The sequence below is a fragment of the Chitinophaga rupis genome (genome assembly GCF_900109685.1).
GTDB lineage: Bacteria > Bacteroidota > Bacteroidia > Chitinophagales > Chitinophagaceae > Chitinophaga > Chitinophaga rupis.
Genome location: NZ_FOBB01000002.1, coordinates 1,422,245 through 1,438,983 on the forward strand (window position 1 = coordinate 1,422,245; position 16,739 = coordinate 1,438,983).

At 48.1% G+C, this 16,739-nt stretch carries 15 protein-coding genes; 6 read left to right on the top strand and 9 right to left on the bottom strand.

Going from position 1 to position 16,739, the window contains the following annotated elements:
- Positions 1–9: 9 nt before the first annotated feature.
- A complete protein-coding gene (locus BMZ54_RS12765; RefSeq protein WP_089911556.1) occupies positions 10–858 on the bottom strand; it encodes an AraC family transcriptional regulator in 849 nt (282 codons plus the stop codon).
- Between the two features lie 86 nt (positions 859–944).
- Here BMZ54_RS12765 and BMZ54_RS12770 point away from each other — a divergent pair, with 86 nt between their 5' ends.
- The gene (locus BMZ54_RS12770; protein ID WP_238386569.1) at positions 945–1,949 is read left to right on the top strand and encodes a zinc-dependent alcohol dehydrogenase family protein; all 1,005 of its coding nucleotides are present in this window, start codon (positions 945–947) and stop codon (positions 1,947–1,949) included.
- Positions 1,950–1,967: 18 nt separating this feature from the next.
- On the opposite strand, the gene BMZ54_RS12775 is transcribed toward BMZ54_RS12770, so the two are convergent.
- Entirely contained in the window at positions 1,968–4,622 is a 2,655-nt protein-coding gene (locus BMZ54_RS12775) for an alpha-L-rhamnosidase (protein WP_089911558.1), read from the bottom strand.
- A 129-nt stretch (positions 4,623–4,751) separates the two neighbouring features.
- Positions 4,752–5,135 carry a DUF1330 domain-containing protein gene (locus BMZ54_RS12780; RefSeq protein ID WP_162277527.1) on the bottom strand — a complete coding sequence of 128 codons (384 nt, stop codon included), beginning with the start codon at positions 5,133–5,135 and terminating at the stop codon, positions 4,752–4,754.
- 130 nt (positions 5,136–5,265) lie between these two features.
- On the opposite strand from BMZ54_RS12780, the gene BMZ54_RS12785 reads away from it, so the two are divergent.
- Both BMZ54_RS12785 and BMZ54_RS12790 read left to right on the top strand, forming a co-directional pair.
- The gene (locus BMZ54_RS12785; RefSeq protein ID WP_089911564.1) at positions 5,266–6,597 is read left to right on the top strand and encodes a cytochrome ubiquinol oxidase subunit I; all 1,332 of its coding nucleotides are present in this window, start codon (positions 5,266–5,268) and stop codon (positions 6,595–6,597) included.
- Between the two features lie 2 nt (positions 6,598–6,599).
- A complete protein-coding gene (locus BMZ54_RS12790) occupies positions 6,600–7,613 on the top strand; it encodes a cytochrome d ubiquinol oxidase subunit II (RefSeq protein ID WP_089911567.1) in 1,014 nt (337 codons plus the stop codon).
- A gap of 24 nt (positions 7,614–7,637) precedes the next feature.
- Here the strand turns inward: BMZ54_RS12790 and BMZ54_RS12795 are convergent, their stop codons facing one another.
- Positions 7,638–8,252 carry a Crp/Fnr family transcriptional regulator gene (locus tag BMZ54_RS12795; RefSeq protein WP_089911571.1) on the bottom strand — a complete coding sequence of 205 codons (615 nt, stop codon included), beginning with the start codon at positions 8,250–8,252 and terminating at the stop codon, positions 7,638–7,640.
- A 52-nt stretch (positions 8,253–8,304) separates the two neighbouring features.
- Positions 8,305–8,724: a hypothetical protein gene (locus BMZ54_RS12800; protein ID WP_089911574.1), complete on the bottom strand. Its 420-nt coding sequence runs from the start codon at positions 8,722–8,724 to the stop codon at positions 8,305–8,307.
- A gap of 209 nt (positions 8,725–8,933) precedes the next feature.
- Between BMZ54_RS12800 and BMZ54_RS12805 the strand changes: the two genes are divergently transcribed.
- Complete coding sequence (locus BMZ54_RS12805; protein WP_089911578.1) at positions 8,934–10,022, top strand: sensor histidine kinase; 1,089 nt, start codon at positions 8,934–8,936, stop codon at positions 10,020–10,022.
- A 3-nt stretch (positions 10,023–10,025) separates the two neighbouring features.
- On the opposite strand, the gene BMZ54_RS12810 is transcribed toward BMZ54_RS12805, so the two are convergent.
- A complete protein-coding gene (locus BMZ54_RS12810) occupies positions 10,026–12,113 on the bottom strand; it encodes an LTA synthase family protein (RefSeq protein ID WP_089911582.1) in 2,088 nt (695 codons plus the stop codon).
- An 85-nt stretch (positions 12,114–12,198) separates the two neighbouring features.
- Positions 12,199–12,960, bottom strand: coding sequence for a DUF72 domain-containing protein (locus BMZ54_RS12815; protein WP_089911585.1), 762 nt, complete (start codon positions 12,958–12,960; stop codon positions 12,199–12,201).
- Between the two features lie 114 nt (positions 12,961–13,074).
- Between BMZ54_RS12815 and BMZ54_RS12820 the strand changes: the two genes are divergently transcribed.
- Positions 13,075–14,319, top strand: a complete 1,245-nt coding sequence (locus BMZ54_RS12820; RefSeq protein WP_238386570.1) for an NAD(P)/FAD-dependent oxidoreductase — start codon at positions 13,075–13,077, stop codon at positions 14,317–14,319.
- Positions 14,320–14,322: 3 nt separating this feature from the next.
- On the opposite strand, the gene BMZ54_RS12825 is transcribed toward BMZ54_RS12820, so the two are convergent.
- The gene (locus BMZ54_RS12825; protein WP_202909219.1) at positions 14,323–14,901 is read right to left on the bottom strand and encodes a Crp/Fnr family transcriptional regulator; all 579 of its coding nucleotides are present in this window, start codon (positions 14,899–14,901) and stop codon (positions 14,323–14,325) included.
- A gap of 44 nt (positions 14,902–14,945) precedes the next feature.
- On the opposite strand from BMZ54_RS12825, the gene BMZ54_RS12830 reads away from it, so the two are divergent.
- Positions 14,946–15,572, top strand: a complete 627-nt coding sequence (locus BMZ54_RS12830) for a chloramphenicol acetyltransferase (protein WP_089911591.1) — start codon at positions 14,946–14,948, stop codon at positions 15,570–15,572.
- Positions 15,573–15,577: 5 nt separating this feature from the next.
- On the opposite strand, the gene BMZ54_RS12835 is transcribed toward BMZ54_RS12830, so the two are convergent.
- On the bottom strand, positions 15,578–16,564 hold the full coding sequence (locus BMZ54_RS12835; RefSeq protein WP_143080990.1) for a DUF6528 family protein: 987 nt from the start codon (positions 16,562–16,564) through the stop codon (positions 15,578–15,580).
- Between the last annotated feature and the right edge of the window lie 175 nt (positions 16,565–16,739).

Here is a 16,739-nt window from a genome sequence, read left to right on the forward strand (position 1 = left end):
TGGAGATTATTAATGTGCTGTAGAGGAATTATTCCGGTATACGGAGGGGGTGGCGCCTTTTAATTTCTTAAAGAAGCGGTTTAAATGGCTTTTGTCTGTAAAGCCAAATTCATCTGCTATTTCCGTGATGCGCATATCGCTTTGAGAGAGGCGGTTTTCAATAAGCTTTAGCTTATAGCGGGTAATATATTCCTGCAAGGTTTCGTTTGTTTCTTTCTGGAAATAGCGTCCCAGGTAGGTTTCAGCGATACCAAACTTTTTGCTGATGGCAGCCCCTTTCAGTTTTTCCGGGAAATAGATATTAGCCTGTACGTATTGCAGTATCTCCAGCACTTTCCGGTCGCTTTGCGCATTTACATCTTCCGGGAAAGATAGTAACAGGTTCCTGACCACTATTACCAGTATGGTTTGTATGTACTGTGCAATCAGCTCATTACTGTATAAAGCGTTATGCTGATGCTCATAGATCAAAGCCTGCATAATACCTTTCATTGTTGCTTTATCCTCCTGTTTTTTGATCACACATCCCGGCTCCTTGCTGGCATTGTTTAAAATTATCTCCATTTTTTCCAGCTGCTCTTTGGAAGCAGCGCCGGTGCGCAGGTAAATATGGGTGAAGCGGATAAAGAACAACTGGGTGGTTGTTTCAAAAATAAACGCATGGCTATCGTCCGGCGCCAGCAGGAACAGGTTACCCGCTGTATAAGGTACTATGTTATTATTAATATGCTGCTTACCGGTTCCGGAAACAATGTACACCAGCTCAAAAAAGCTTACCTGGTGCGTACCGCGGGGACATACATCCGCAGGCTCTTTCAGCACCAGCTCATAAGTATTATGTAAGGTATCTTTGGCCATGACAAGATGTTACCCTGTTTAGGTGTAAAAGTACTCCGTTTTTTACCTTAAACAGCGCCAACTTTGTAGGGTCAAAATGAAATGATATGAACGATCAAACCATGCAGGCCTTAGTGCTGGAAGGCTTTCAGCAAAACCTGCAGTTAAGGGAAGTACCTAAACCCAGGCCACAAAAAGGCCAGGTGCTGGTACAGGTAAAGGCAAGCGGCGTAAACCCGCTGGACCTTAAAATAAAGGCCGGGGAAGCAGCCCACGCAAAAGTAAGCACCCCTGCCATCCTGGGGCTGGATATGGCTGGTATAGTAGCGGAGGTTGGTGAAGGCATTACCAAATTTAAACCCGGTGATGAAGTATACGGCGCTGTGGGCGGCGTAGGCGGGAACCCCGGCACCTTAGCCGCTTATATTGCAGCAGATGCGGAGCTGCTGGCGCATAAACCCAGGAACCTTAGCTTCCGGGAAGCAGCAGCTTTACCCTTAACCATCATTACCGCCTGGGAAGGATTGATAGACCGCGCCAAAGTAAAGGCCGGCAACACCGTGCTGGTACAGGGCGCTGCCGGTGGCGTAGGTAATGTAGTGGTGCAGCTGGCCAGGTACTTTGGCGCAAAAGTATGGGGTACCATTGCCCCGGACGATGCTGTGTTGCTGGAAAATATGGGAGGTATCCCCATTGACTATACGAAATATGCGGTTGCAGATTATGTACAGGAATATACCGCCGGTGAAGGGTTTGACATTGTTTATGATACGGTAGGCGGGGCTATCCTTGATGCCTCTTTCCAGGCGGCTAAAGTTTATACCGGTCATGTGCTGAGCATATTAGGATGGGGTACGCATAACCTGGCGCCGCTTTCTTTCCGCGGGGCTACCTATTCAGGCGTTTTTACCCTGCGCCCCTTACTGACTGGTTTACATAAAAAACATCATGGTGATATTTTGCAGCAGGCCACTGCCATTATTGAAGCCGGTGCGCTAAAACCTTATGTGGATGGGGTGGAATACAGCTTTTCATCTGTTCAGCAGGCATATGAGGCATTGGAGAAAAAAACGGCGCGTGGTAAAGTAGTGATAAGTGTGCCACACCTTTAAGGTATGGCACACCTGCAATTATTTAATTTCAAAACGGTAGCTTCCTGATGCTATCTTATATGTTGCAGGTACCAGCTTCCCATCCAAATAAACCTTTCCTGTTAAGCGAACAGTAGCCGTGGAATTAGCGGGTACAGTTACGTTATAGACAATGTTGCCTCCCTCCTTTTTCCAGCTGGAAACAATGTTGCCAAAAGGCCCGTAGTGCGATGCTTCAAAATGATCCAGGCCCGGAACAAAGTGGGGTTCCAGGATCACGTTCTTAAAACCGGGCTGCAGCGGATCGGCTTTTATACCGCCAATGCCTTTATACAACCAGGCTCCTATTTCACCAAACATAATGTGGTTCAGGGAAAGGTCTGATTTGGCTTCTATATCCCAGTTCTCATACAGGCTGGTAGCGCCATTCACGATCCACCATCCCCAGGAGGGATAAGTTTCCTGGGAGGCAATGCGGTAAGCTACATCTGCAAAACCGTTATCGCTTAAAGCGCCCAGTATGGCCTTTGCGCCTAAGATGCCGGCATCCAGGTGGTAGTTGTCCTGCTTTACCCTTTCTGCCAGGTTAGCGGCTATTTTACCTTTCAGCTCTGTAGGCGCCAGGTCCCAGTACAGGGGCACGCTTAGCTCCGTTTGGTAGCCTTTATCATACATACCGGTGGCGGTGTTTAAATATTTGGCGTTAAAGGCATTTTTAATTTTCAATGCCAGCGCTGTGTAGGTGGCTTCATCTGTTTTATTGTGAAATAAAGCGGCTGCTTTGGCCAGTATATTCACATCTGCATAATAATAAGCGGTGGAGGTAAATTCAACCGGTGATTTGGATTTTACCGGCACCCAGTCGCCCAGGCCCCAGGTGGTAAGCCCGGTGGGGTACAGCTCATTGATATGATCCACATACCTTTTTATGCTCTCATAATTATCTTTCAGCGCTTTGCTGTCGTTATAAAAAATGTACAGATTCCAGGGGATGATAGCCACGGTGCTGGTCCAGTCAGGGCCATTTCCCCACTCATATCCCCAGCCGCCGGTGGGAATAATAGAAGGCAGCACACCATTGGGTTGCTGCTCATCGCGGTGATCGCCCATCCATTTTTCATAAATGGTGATACCATCAAAATTATACAGGCCGGTTTCACTGGCAATATGCGCATCGCCGGTCCACCCGTTCTTTTCACGCTGCGGGCAATCTGTAGGATAGCCGAACAGGTTAGACAGATAGGAAACGTTGGTGGCTTCCCATATTTTGTTAATGGTATTGCTGGATGAGCTGATATGCCCAACAGGCGCCACATCACTATGCATGAAATAACCCGTAAGGTTTTCCTTGCTGAGCGTAACCGGTTTACTGGCTGTTACCTCCACATACTGAAAGCCTTTGTAGTTAAAGCGGGGCATAAAGGTTTCTTCCCCCTCCCCTTTTAAAATAAAGATGTCGGTCTGGTAAGGATCCTTATCATCTGTTGGCCGGTAGTGAATGTCAATGTTTGACTGGTCTGCACGGCCGGCTTTATTCAGCTTCTCCGCATGTTTGAGCCTGATCACTGTGCCGCTTTCGCCTTTTACCCTAAGCTGGCTTACGCCGGCAATATTTCTTCCCAGGTCAAATACATATACTGTGTCAGACAGCTTGTTCATGCTTTTAGCAGGGATGGTTTCCACGTTGCGGATAGGCTGCATGCTTTGCGCAACAATGTTTTTGGACGGTGCAGAACGGAGTGTTACCTCCTCCCATTTTTTATCGTCGAAATTAACCGTGTTCCATCCCGGTTGTTCCAAACGTGCATCATAATGTTCTGCGGTGTAAATGCTGTTAAAGATCACCGGGCTTAAAGCTGTTTTCCATTGTTTGCCGGAGGTAATGGTTTCAGTAGTACCATCAGCATAGGTAATTTTCAGGTCCAGGCAAAAGGCCGGCCGTGCACGCCAGGGCGCCAGGTGAAAGTACCATACGGCTGTGGACTGGTGATTGTACCAGCCATTGCCCAGCAGTACGCCAATGGCGTTATTCCCGTTCTGCAGCTGCGCTGTTACATCATAGGTAACATAGAGCGTACGGCGGTCAAAACGTGTATACATAGGATCCAGCCGGTGATTGCCGGTTTTGCTGCCATTGATGTACAGCTCATATAAGCCGGCTGCCGCAATATAGACCCTTGCCGAACGGATTTGTTTTTTAACAGTAAACGTATGCCGGAAATACGGCGCCGGTTTTTCAGCAATGCCTTTGTTGTCGCTGATCCAGGCGCCCTGCCAGCTGCGCACATCCATCATGCCGGTTTCAAAGCTGCTGATAGCAGATGGGCTGATCTTTTTACCGCCCTGCCCCCACAGCTGCACGCGCCAGTAATATTTAGTGAAAGGTTGCAGGGCTTTTCCATTATAAGTTACCAGGCTGGCGGCCGACATTACTTTTTGCGTGGTCCAGCTATCGCCTTTACCGGCAGCTACAGCAGCGGAATCTGTACCAATAATAAGCTGGTAAGCGGTTTGCAAAGCCCCGCGGCTGCTATCTTCCAGCACCCAGGATAATCTTGGATCAGGATTGTCTATTCCCAGCGGCTGGTTAAGGTGCTCACAGCTCAAATGGCTCACTTGTGCGTAACCGTTAGTGAGCAGGAGCATATTGGCTATTGCTACAAACAGGAAGATCGTTAACTTTTTACTATTCATGGTCCCTATCTTATTACAAACCATTAAAGTAACATCTATCCTGTACTTTTTATAATTTTTAAACAGGGATTAACGGAGCAAAACCAGATCGTTGATTTTCTTAAGTAACAGCAGGGCCGGTTTAAATAGCTACTTTACCCCGCCGGTAACTATGATGCGGTAATTGTCCAGCGCAGCATCCAGGTGAGGTTTTGCCATGGTCAGGTATTCCGCACTTTGTGTAATACGGCGGAAGCTGGAAAGATCGGGGTACTGCGTCACAACAACCTCATCCCACTGCTCTCCTTCCGGGACCATCCAACCGGCTAGTACCCGGCCAAGGAAAAAGAGGGTTACCTGCTCAGCAGCGGTGATCTCTTTAAATGCACGGACATAACGCTGGAAATAGATCTCCCGTCCGGAGCAGGGCCCGCTGCCGGCAGCGTTGCCGTAATCCGCATACTCCTTATAACGCAGTAAGCTCACTATGTATACCGGGGTGGTGGCTGTTGCCGGGGTCATGACCGTTTGCATGATGCAAAGGAAGAGGTTCACAAGGACAATTAAGTTCAGGTAGTTTAACAAATTGCCGGCAAAACTGACACTTATCATATCTTCCTGGCCGCATTATTGATACTTTTGTGCCGGTTCAATCCTTTCCTGTATGGATAATTTTTTTGCTGCCCGATCGCAAATGGCCTTGTCGCTGGGTTTCCATATTATTTTTGCCTGTATAGGCATGGTAATGCCTTTTTTTATGGCGGTGGCGCATTATATATGGCTTAAAACCGGCAACGAGGTGTACCGGGATATTACCAAAGCCTGGAGCAAGGGAGTAGCTATTTTCTTTGCCACCGGCGCAGTATCCGGTACGGTATTATCTTTTGAGCTGGGCCTGCTGTGGCCAAAGTTCATGGAACATGCAGGTCCTATTTTCGGGATGCCTTTTTCGCTGGAAGGCACCGCCTTTTTTATAGAAGCAATCGCCTTAGGGTTCTTTTTATATGGCTGGAACCGCTTTAACCGCTGGTTCCATTGGTTCACCGGTGTGGTGGTAGGCGTTAGCGGGCTGGTATCCGGCATACTGGTGGTGGCCGCCAATGCCTGGATGAACAGCCCTGCGGGGTTCGACTATGTGAACGGGCAATACCTGAACATTGACCCTATTAAGGCCATGTTCAATGAGGCCTGGTTTTCCCAGGCCCTGCATATGTCTATTGCCGCCTTTGCCTCCACGGGTTTTGCGGTTGCCGGTATCCATGCGCTGATGATCCTGCGCAAAAGCCATGTTACCTTTCATAAAAGAGCTTTCCGTATATCAGCGGTATTTGCCACAGTAGCGGCGCTGTTACAGCCCCTGAGTGGTGACATTTCCGCAAAGGATGTGGCTAAACGCCAGCCGGCTAAGCTGGCAGCCATGGAAGCGCATTTTAAAACGGAAGAAAAAGCAGCGCTTATCCTGGGTGGTATCCCGGATGAAAAAGAGAAAAAAGTAAACTACGCTATTGAAATACCCGGTGCGCTGAGTTTCCTGGCGCATGGCAATTTCCATGCTGAAGTTACCGGGCTGGATCGGATCCCGGAAGAAAACCATCCGCCGGTAGCCGTTACCCACTATGCCTTCCAGGTGATGGTGGGCCTGGGCACTATTATGATGCTGATCTCCGTATTGTATTACATAACTATCTGGAAAAAGAAAAGCTGGCTGGAAAAACGCTGGCTGCTGAAGCTCTTTGTCATTGCCACCCCCATGGGATTTATTGCCGTAGAAGCCGGGTGGACGGTAACAGAGGTAGGCCGGCAGCCCTGGATCATTTATGGTGTGATGCGTACGGTAAATGCCGTTACGCCTATGCCGGGTATCCTTTATTCCTTTTACATTTTTACGGCCGTATATATCTCGTTATCCTGCATTGTGGCGTTTTTGCTTTACCGGCAAATAAGCATGGTGGGTAAGTTATACGATCATTCTGTTGAACCAATCAATGCCATCTGACCATGCTTTACGTAGTTATTGTTTATCTGTGGGCAGCCATCCTGTTATATCTCCTGTTAGGCGGGGCGGATTTTGGCGCCGGTATCATTGAATTTTTTACCTCGCGCAATAACCGTGGCCGCACGCGCAGAACCATGTACCAGGCCATTGGACCGGTATGGGAAGCCAACCACATGTGGCTGATCATTACCATCGTGATCCTGTTCGTAGGATTTCCAAAGATATACGCTACCTTATCCGTATACCTGCACATTCCGTTAACCGCTATGCTGCTGGGTATTATTGCCCGTGGTACTGCTTTTGTGTTCCGCAATTACGATGCGGTGAAGGATGATATGCAAAAGGTATACAACCGCATTTTTATTTATTCCAGCGTGATCACACCTTTCTTCCTGGGCATTATTGCTGCCAGCACGGTTTCCCGGAATGTGGATGTGATGGCGCAGGACTTTTTATCGGCCTACATTTTCAGCTGGCTTAACTGGTTCTCTGTAACCGTAGGGTTATTCACTGTATGTATATGCGGTTTCCTGGCAGCAGGTTATATTATCGGGGAAACGGACAGCGTTGAAGACCGGCAGTTCTTTGCCCGTAAAGCCAAGTGGATGATCGTATCTGCCGTGTTATGCGGGATCCTGGTGTTCCTGGCATCCTTTAAAGAAAATGTTCCGCTGGCAGAATGGATCTTTGGCAAGGCGCCCGGCATTTTTGCTATTGCAGCGGCCAGCTTGTCTTTACCTTTCCTGTGGTACGGGCTTACACACGGGAAAGCCATCATTGTGCGGCTGTTAGGTGGGTTTGAGATCTGCATGATCCTGTTTGCAGTTACTTACCGCCATTTCCCCAACATTGTGCTGCTGAAAGGCGGCGGGCATCTTTCCCTTATTGAGCACCAGGGGCAGGAAAAAGCTATTGTATCACTGGCCTGGGCCCTGCTGATCGGCAGCATTTTTATTTTGCCGGCATTAGGTTACCTGATGTATAGTTTTGAAAAGAAAAAACCGCGTGAAGCCTGAACGGAGCTTACAGCTTACCTGGTTTTAAATATCCCGGATGAGCCCATCTGCCGGTAAACCGGTAGCGGGCAGCAGCTTTTTACGAAGCATACTTAAGAACACGGGCGTAATACCTAAATAAGAGGCAATATGTTTTTGTGCAATTCTTTGTTCCAGGCCGGGATAACGCCGCTGGAACTGCGCATACCGTTCCTCTGCCCGCAGTGACTGAGCGGCTGTCATACGCCGCTGATAAATAATAAACCCGTTCTGTGTAAGAATGCGGAAGAAGCGCTCAAATTTGGGGATCTTCTCATACAGCATTTCCAATGTATCCAGCCGGAACCAGTAAACAATGGTATCCTCCAATGCAGCTATTGAATAATAAGCCGGTGTTTGGGAATAAAAGCTGGCGATATCCACCGCCCACCAGTTTTCGGGGCTAAAGGAAATAATGTGCGCTTTGCCTCCTTCATCTGTATGATACAAACGCAGGCAGCCTTTTACAACAAAGTAAACGCACCTGCATACTTCACCGCTTTTTAACAGCACGGAGTTCTTCTTTACCTGCTTTTGCTGCAACAGCGATCTTACATATTCCGTTTCTGCCGGATCTAATGTAATGTGCATTGCAAAATTAGCCAGTATAAGATCATCCATCTTTAATATATAAAGTAAAATAGCTTGTCTGAAATATAGTGAAACTTCAGCATTAGGAGACCATTTTACTTGTTTTGATCAGCCGCCAGTTTTCCAGCGCCGCATTGCGGTGAGGCAAAGCATCGGCATAATATGCTGCGCATTCCGTTATGCGGCGGAAAGCGGCAAAGCTGGGATATTCCACAATGCCCACAACATCCCATAATTCACCTTCCGGCGCCACCAGTATGGATTGTACATTACTTACAAAGAATACATTTATACCTTCACTGGCGGCAATGTTCCTAAAGGCGGGAACGTAACGCTCGAAGTAAGCCTCCCGGCCCGGGCAGGGCGCGCCCTGTGCAGGATCATCGTATTCCGCACGCTCCTTAAAACGAAGAAAATTCACCATAAAAACCGGACCATCATCCTTGCCTGTATTGGTCGCTGACTGAACGGCTGCCTCATTAATTTTAGTTGCTGTTACCATGATCGTTTGTTATGAACGTTTACTTATGCAAAGTAACAGGCCGCTAACGGAAATAAAATTAAAGTAGTTTAACAAAATGGCGCTACAGCAACTATGATGCTGCTACAGAAAGTATTCAGATTCCGGGTATAGGTTTGGCGTGTGCTATGCTATTCATGGCTGCGGGTATTCTTATACCTGTTTAAAGTTAATCCTTAAACTGCCGGTACATGAAACTTTTTGCCGAATATAACCGGCTTAACCTTACCGTAATGGCAGCAGTGCTGTTGTTTTCCGGTGTGGTGTATTACCTGCTGCTGAATCATATACTGATCCATGAGCTGGATAAGGACCTTATGGAAAAAAGGCAGAAAATTGAAGCATATGCTGCCAAACATGCTACCCTGCCGGCTTTTGAGGACCTGGACGATGTGCAGGTGTTTTATGCACAGGTGCCCTCAGCAGCTGAGGAAAGCCTGTCGGCATTTGTGGGCCGTTATGATCCGGAGGAAGCAAAGGTACACGGGTATCGCCAGCTGGTGTACACCCAGGCGTTTGCGGGTAAGTACTACCGGATTACTATTTTTAAACCGGTGGAGGGTGTTCAGACCCTGTTACGCGTTATTACAGGCATTACTTTTTGCGCTATGCTGCTGATCATAGGGTTGTCTGTTTTAATTAACCGGATGGTGCTGCGTAAATTATGGCAGCCATTTTATGAAATGGTGGGCGCCCTGCCTTCATGGAGCCTTAGCAAAAAGCAGCCTCCCTCCTTCCCCGAAACGGATGTGGATGAATTTATTCTTTTAAAAGACCGCCTTAATGCTACTATTACCCGGGTGCAGCAGGAACACAGATCGCTGCTGCAGCTGGCGAAAATTGAACATCAGCAGTTCTGTACTGTTGCACCGGTTAATGTAAAAGAGAAAATAGAAGAGAAAGTACAACAGCTGCAGGCATTATGGCATCACAATAACCTGGAAGTTACCACCCGGCTGCAGCCGGTGACCCTTAGCACGAACCCTGAGCTGATGGATCTGCTGCTCAATCATCTTTTAAATAATGCTACCCGGCATAATATTCCCGGCGGGGCGCTTTGTATTACCCTTACACCCGGCTGCCTGACCGTGGAAAACACCGGTGGTGAAAAGCCGCTGGACGATACCCGGCTTTTCAGGCGCTTTTATAAGGAAGAGCAGCATAATCAAAACCGCGGCATCGGGCTTTCCATTATCCGGGAGATCTGCACGCAAACGGGCATTACTTTAAAATATTCCTTTGCAGGCCAGCGGCATGTTTTTTCATTAATGTTCCCCTAACCGTTACTCCGATTGTTTTTTATGTTTCAGCAGCCAGCTAATGCTTTGGTAATAAGCAATGGCTTCCGTGGTAAGTGTATCATTCAATGGCACGGCCGTGGCATTACCTGTTACCAGGTCAGGTACATATTCGCTCACCTTTCTCACAGGCGATTGTATTACCAGCTGGCCATTGCGTAAATAACCCAGCCCCTGGTAGGTGCTGATGAAGGCGCGCTGTTTTTCAGCAGGCATGTTCAGCACATCCAGCCCAAAAAATTTAGAGCGGTACCGGAGCTTCAATAACCCCAGGATGGTGGGCGCTACGTCTATCTGCGCTGTGAGCATATTAACCTGCTGCGGTGGTAACCATTTGGGCGCGTAAATGAGCATGGGAATGTGATAACCGGTTACCGGCAGCTCAACGCTACCGGCACTGCCGGCACAATGGTCTGCTACAATTACAAAAAGGGTACTGTCAAACCATTTTTTATGGCGGGCTTCCTGCAGAAATTTGTTGATGGCATAATCCGTATACTTAACAGCACCTTCCCTTATTTGCAGGGATGGGGAGATATCAATCCTTCCGGCCGGATAGGTGAATGGGCGGTGGTTGCTCACCGTCATAATATGTGCAAAAAAAGGCTTACCGGCAGCGCTGTTATTATCCAGCACATGCAGCGCAAGGGTGAACAGGTCTTCATCCGCCACGCCCCATATATTCTGGTAATGTGCCTGGCCTTTGGGTATGGCCGAGCGGTCGATCACGGTATAACCATTACCACCGAAAAATGTTTTCATGTTATCGAAGTAGCTGTAACCGCCGTACAGGTATTGGGTGGTATACCCTTTGGACCGTAACACGCTGCCCAGGGAGAACAGGTGGGCATTATGCGGCCGTTTTACAATGCTCTGGCCGGGTGTGGGCGGTATGGAAAGCGATAAGGCTTCCAGCCCGCGTACGGTGCGGGTTCCGGAGGAATACAGCTGCGTAAAGAGCAGGCTTTGCTGCGCCAGCGAATCCAGGTAAGGCGTTATATTCTTGGTACCGCCAAAAGCCCGCATGAAATCAGCGCTCAGGCTTTCTACGCTGATCAGCACTACATTCAGCTTCCTTTCCGGTTCTGCATAGGTAATGTCTCTTTCAATACTATAGGGATCATTACTTACAAAATGGCTGTTAGGTACCTGCAGCTGCTGCCGTAATACTTTAAAAGCAGTAACATCCGGCAGCGTTTGATAGAACTTATAAAAGTCCAGCTCATTCTGATTAAAAGCAGTGGCAAATTCATAAAGGCCGTTACCGGCTAAGGAATTGGCATATTCATTACGGCTAAAATGCCGCCATTGCTCCTGCAGCGCATAATACAGCAGCAGCGGCGCGAGTAACAGGCCTATGGCCAGCAAAGACCGTTTTGCAAAAGGCAAAGGCAGCTGCACGCTGTTACGTAGCGGCCGTCTGAAAAGCACTACAATCAACAGGGATAAGATCACCAGCGTAGTTATAATAGCGGTAACCGGGTAAGATTCTGAAATATTGCCCAGCACCTCAGTGGTATATACCAGGTAGTCGACTGCAATGAAATTATAGCGGCTGTAAAACTCCTGCCAGAAGAACCACTCGCTTACTGCATTCAGCAGCATCAGAAAAACCACCAGCGTAAGCCCGGCAAATAACACCGATGTTCGCCAGTAAAGCCGGAAACGGTAAGGTATAAAGACCAGGATCAGGTAAATGGCAAAGCGGATGGCAATGTACCATACCAGTGCCCTGTATACTTCCGGGCTATAATCTTTGGGAATAAGATTGGTAAATAGTAATAGCACAAGCAACCCGGTAAAGAAAAGGCAAACGAAAGGCGCCATACTTTTCCGGTAAACCACATCATTCTGAAGCCACAGCTGCAATACAAAAGGGATAATAACAAAAGCGGCTACTGACAGATCATACAGCAATCCAATAAAAAAGAGCCCTGTAAACTGCCCGGCCGTAATGCGGGGGGCCGGCGTGCTGATTAAAAGCGCTATGCGGGTAAGTACAGAAACCGCTAAGAACAAAACCGTGACCAACCAGATGATAGAAAACCTGTTGCGAAATATACCCTTACTCATGTCTGTTGTTTAAATCCGCTACAAATCTGAGGGGCAATTCTGTGCGAATTTGGGAGAAAGGGTAATTATTCCGCGGAATGGGGTATCAAAGCTCCGCCACGAAACCATTCAGGGTCATCAAATTGGGAATGGCGTCTCCAATGGTGTTATTGAAATAAACATATACCTCTTTCCCTTCCTGCATCCAGGTTTGGATCTGTTTGGCCTGTTCCTGCAAATGGCTGTTGGTGTAGCCTCCTTTATAATCCCCTGCCAGCCCGTGAAAACGGAGATATACAAAGGGTGCATGTTTATTCAGCCGTACGTTCCTTGACTTTGGAATATCGTGCAGCACAATACTGCTTGCATGCTCGTCTGCCAGCTCATACACCTCCCCTATGTACCAGGATGGATGCCGGAATTCCAATGCCACCTTCCATCCATGCGCGGGATCTATGTCCTGCAACAGCTCAAGCAATTCCTCCACCTGGCCATATTTGTCAATGGTTAAAGAGGGTGGGAACTGTATGAGCAGGCATCCCTTTTTAGTGCCGGCAGGGCGGATAACTTCCATAAAGCGCAGTACCTGTTGCGGGTCGTACACAAATCCTTTGGCATGGGTGATGTCTCTCCACAGCTTAAAAGTAAAAACAAAGTTCTCCGGCACGCTGGCTGCCCATTTGCCTACCGTGGCCGCCTGCGGCACTTTATAAAAGGAGCTGTTTACTTCTATACTATTAAACAGGGAGCTGTAATAAGTAAGCCGGCTTTTATCCCGGAACGCGGGTGGAAAGGCTTTTTTATTGGGTACCGGCAGTACCAGGCCGCTGGTGCCGGACCAGTATTTGCCCTGGGCTATATGGGTCATGGCTGCTCTTTGCAGGCATAACAAGCAAAAATGTAACCACTCTTTGCCAGGGAGTTGCGCCGCTCTGAAGATAAATTGTTACTTTAGAAGCGGTTACAATTCCCATTCTATTAAATGCCGATTATAAAAACGGATATATGCATCATAGGCGCCGGCCCGGCCGGTGCTACGGCTGCCCTGCAGCTTGCTTACAGTGGCGTGCCCTGCGTAATTATTGATAAAGCTGTTTTTCCACGCGATAAGGTTTGCGGTGATGGGCTCAGCGGGAAGGTGCTTACCTTACTGGGCCGCATTGACCCCGGTATTGCTGCCCGCCTGCTGGCAGCCTCATTTAAGCTGGATAGCTGGGGCGTAAACTTTGTTGCTGCCAACCGTATGGGCATTAACATCCCTTACAAAGCCGGTTACCAGAAAGCGCCCGGGGAGCCCCGTGGTTTTGTATGCAAACGAATGGACTTTGACAACTTCCTGGTAGACGAGCTAAAACGCTGCCCGCAGGTACAGCTGATAGAAGGGGTGAATATTACCAAACACACCCTGGAGGCAGACGGTTATTTGCTGGGCAATGCCAGCGGCGATGTACAGATAAAAGCCAAGCTGGTAATAGCAGCTAACGGCGCTTACTCCTCCTTTACGAAAGAAGTGGCCAATATTCATATGGAGCCGGAACATTATGTAGCCGGTATACGGGCTTACTATAAGAACATATCTGGTATTCACCCTGATAAATTGATAGAGCTGCATTTCCTGAAGAACATTTTGCCCGGTTATTTCTGGATCTTTCCCCTGCCCAATGGGGAGGCTAATGTGGGCGTAGGCATGCTTAGCAGCTCCCTGCGCAGGAAAAAGGTAAACCTGAAACAGCTGCTGCACGATACTGTAACAAAAGATCCGGAAATGAAGGAACGGTTTAAAGATGCCGTGTTAATGGGTACTATAGATGGTTACGGGCTTCCGCTGGGAAGTAAGAAACGGGCGCTCTCCGGCGAGCGGTATATGCTTACCGGTGATGCGGCTTATCTTATAGACCCCTTTACCGGCGAAGGCATTGGCAATGCGCTTTATTCAGGAAGAATGGCAGCGGAGCAGGCCATTATTGCCATTGCTGCAGATGATTATTCCGCTGCTGCGCTGCGTGCGTATGATGCCCATGTGTACCGTGTGCTGGGGCCTGAATTAATCATGAGCACCAAATTACAAAAGCTGATCAAATACCCCTGGATCCTGAATATGCTGATGAAAATGGCTGCCCGCAATAAAGAGTTCCGCAGCTTACTCACCAGTATGTTCCATGAAGTAGACATCCGCAGGAAATTAACACAGCCTATGTTTTACCTCAGGTTGCTGTTTAGCCGCTAGCGTTTATTTCAGGTTTTTTAAAGCCCGGTTCAGGCTTCTGATGGTAACGCCCAGGTAGGCAGCCATATCCTCTTTGGAGATGGTGATATCTTGTTCGGCCTGCAACTCCAGGAGCTTGGCTAACCCATTCTCTACCGTATACAATTGCTGGAAAGATGCGCGGGTACTGGTATTGATGATGCGCTCCGCAAATTCACCCAATAGCAATTTATTAAACTCCAGGTTCTCATTCATCAAAGACTTAAAAAAGGGGATGGCAACCAGGTAGGCCTTCACCGGCGTAATGGCCTGAATGCTGCAAAGGCATTTTATATCCCGGATCACTTCAATGTCGCCTAAAGTCTCCCCTTCCCCCAAAAACTCTACGATGTAATCCTTATCATTTTCCTCGCTCAGGAAACATTTGGTAATACCTTCTTTAATGACCAGGGTTCTGGCTACCTGCTGGCCCTGTTGTAAAAGGAACTGGCCGCTGGAAAAGTTTTTAAGCTGGATGTTCTCTTTGCGTTCATGCGCATTATACAGATCGTCAATGAAAGACAGCACAGAAGGATTGGTACGTATCATATCGCATTGGGACAAATGTCCCGTTTTTACAGGTGCAGGTTACCGATTTTTGCTATAAGATGAAAACAAAAATAGACATTGAAAGCTGGAACCGGAAGGATCACTTCCGCTTTTTTTCACAATTTGAGGAGCCTTTCTTTGGCGTAACCGTGCAGCTGGACTGTACAAAAGCATACCAGGATGCAAAGGCCGGAGACCGGTCTTTCTTCTTATATTATTTGTACCGCGCATTAAAGGCTGCTAATGAAACGGAACCTTTCTGTTACCGCATCATTGACAAAGAAGTGTTCCGGTTTGATACGGTGAACGCTTCCCCTACCATTAACCGGGGTAATGGAACCTTCGGCTTTTCTTATATGGATTATAATAAGAATGAAGATCTGTTTTACAGGAACGCCCGGGAAGTTATCCAGACCATTCAGCAGTCGGAAGGGCTGGTGCCCGCGGTTTCCGGGGAAAATGTTATTCATTTTTCTGCAGTGCCCTGGCTGAATTTTACGTCCCTTTCCCATGCGCGGAGCTTTACATTCCCGGACAGCTGCCCTAAAATATCTTTTGGAAAAATAACAGTGCAGAACGGGCAAAGGACCATGCCGGTATCTATACACGTGCATCATGCTTTGATGGACGGGTACCATGTAGGACTGTTCGTGGAAAAATACCAGGCACTAATGAACGGCGAATAGCTGCGTTAGCGGCATTGCGTTATAGTATGCGCCTCCGGATAGCTGAAGGCATTATTAATGAACCAGCGTGCTTTGTATATTTTAAGCCCGCTTTGGCGGAAAACGGTATTGCCTTTGGCGTCCAGCACCTCGTCCGTCCACCAGCTGGTTTTAGGCCGGATCACGATCACGGGCCATGCTGCATCAGCAGAGGACACGCTTTTAATATTCACCTGCAGCACATTGGCCTGTGTTAATTGCTTTGTATCTGTATTGATGGTATATACATTGGTGGTATTGGTAAGCCACAGATCATTTTTACCATATACGGGAAACAGGTCATGCGCTTCTGTGCCGGGAAGCGTCACAGAATCCCCCAGCGTTAATGCCGGCTGTGTGCAGCTGAAGTTATAGGTAAAAGTGAGCAGCTTATTCATAGCGGCCGTCCACAATAGCTGGTGCTGCTGGTCCCATACCACATTATGCCCAAAGGCTACCGTGTAGTTCCTGTGGTACACCTGCTCCGGCGCCAGTGTGGTATCCACCTTAAAAAGTGTGAGGTAGTTACCGGTGCTGGAAGCGCTTACAATATTCCCATCCGGCAGCAGCTCGGCAGAATGGGTATTGCCGCCGGCATAAGCATAGAACACGGTTTTCTTATCGGCAATCCGTACCAATGCCACCCCGCCGCCGGATGCGGTTACCAGCAGGTATTTGCCGTTATACACCGGCTTTACATCGCTGGTATTGCTGAACCATTTTACATGCGCCGGTTTTACATTGGATTGTTCCGGACGCCATTCCCAGATGATCTGCTGGGTGCTTATATCGGCAATGGCTGCACGGTTATACAATTGTTCCGCCAGTACAATGCATTGCTTACAATCTGTTACAGTAACTGCGGGTTTAGCGCCGCTGGTATCCGCTGCGGGTTGCAGGGCATTTGCTTTACCAATGGTGGCAGCTATGCAAAATAAACCGCTGCATAATAGCCGGCTCCAGATTCCTTTCATATCATTCATGCTTATAGGTTCCGGGGGCTAAAGATAAGGCGCCGTCCTTATTCTGTTGCAGCATCTTTTTGTCCGGTAATGAACACTGCTGTAACGGAAATGAACATGCCTGAACCGGCAGGCTATTGTTTTTCAATGGTTTAGGGCGCGGGTACTGTATTTGTTGCTGCTGCTG

Bases quoted from the DNA above. Each gene is read 5' to 3' on its own strand.
- BMZ54_RS12765 (WP_089911556.1), bottom strand. From the start codon at position 858: ATGGCCAAAGATACCTTACATAATACTTATGAGCTGGTGCTGAAAGAG.
- BMZ54_RS12770 (WP_238386569.1), top strand. From the start codon at position 945: ATGAACGATCAAACCATGCAGGCCTTAGTGCTGGAAGGCTTTCAGCAA.
- BMZ54_RS12775 (WP_089911558.1), bottom strand. From the start codon at position 4,622: ATGAATAGTAAAAAGTTAACGATCTTCCTGTTTGTAGCAATAGCCAAT.
- BMZ54_RS12780 (WP_162277527.1), bottom strand. From the start codon at position 5,135: ATGCAAACGGTCATGACCCCGGCAACAGCCACCACCCCGGTATACATA.
- BMZ54_RS12785 (WP_089911564.1), top strand. From the start codon at position 5,266: ATGGATAATTTTTTTGCTGCCCGATCGCAAATGGCCTTGTCGCTGGGT.
- BMZ54_RS12790 (WP_089911567.1), top strand. From the start codon at position 6,600: ATGCTTTACGTAGTTATTGTTTATCTGTGGGCAGCCATCCTGTTATAT.
- BMZ54_RS12795 (WP_089911571.1), bottom strand. From the start codon at position 8,252: ATGGATGATCTTATACTGGCTAATTTTGCAATGCACATTACATTAGAT.
- BMZ54_RS12800 (WP_089911574.1), bottom strand. From the start codon at position 8,724: ATGGTAACAGCAACTAAAATTAATGAGGCAGCCGTTCAGTCAGCGACC.
- BMZ54_RS12805 (WP_089911578.1), top strand. From the start codon at position 8,934: ATGAAACTTTTTGCCGAATATAACCGGCTTAACCTTACCGTAATGGCA.
- BMZ54_RS12810 (WP_089911582.1), bottom strand. From the start codon at position 12,113: ATGAGTAAGGGTATATTTCGCAACAGGTTTTCTATCATCTGGTTGGTC.
- BMZ54_RS12815 (WP_089911585.1), bottom strand. From the start codon at position 12,960: ATGACCCATATAGCCCAGGGCAAATACTGGTCCGGCACCAGCGGCCTG.
- BMZ54_RS12820 (WP_238386570.1), top strand. From the start codon at position 13,075: ATGCCGATTATAAAAACGGATATATGCATCATAGGCGCCGGCCCGGCC.
- BMZ54_RS12830 (WP_089911591.1), top strand. From the start codon at position 14,946: ATGAAAACAAAAATAGACATTGAAAGCTGGAACCGGAAGGATCACTTC.
- BMZ54_RS12835 (WP_143080990.1), bottom strand. From the start codon at position 16,564: ATGAAAGGAATCTGGAGCCGGCTATTATGCAGCGGTTTATTTTGCATA.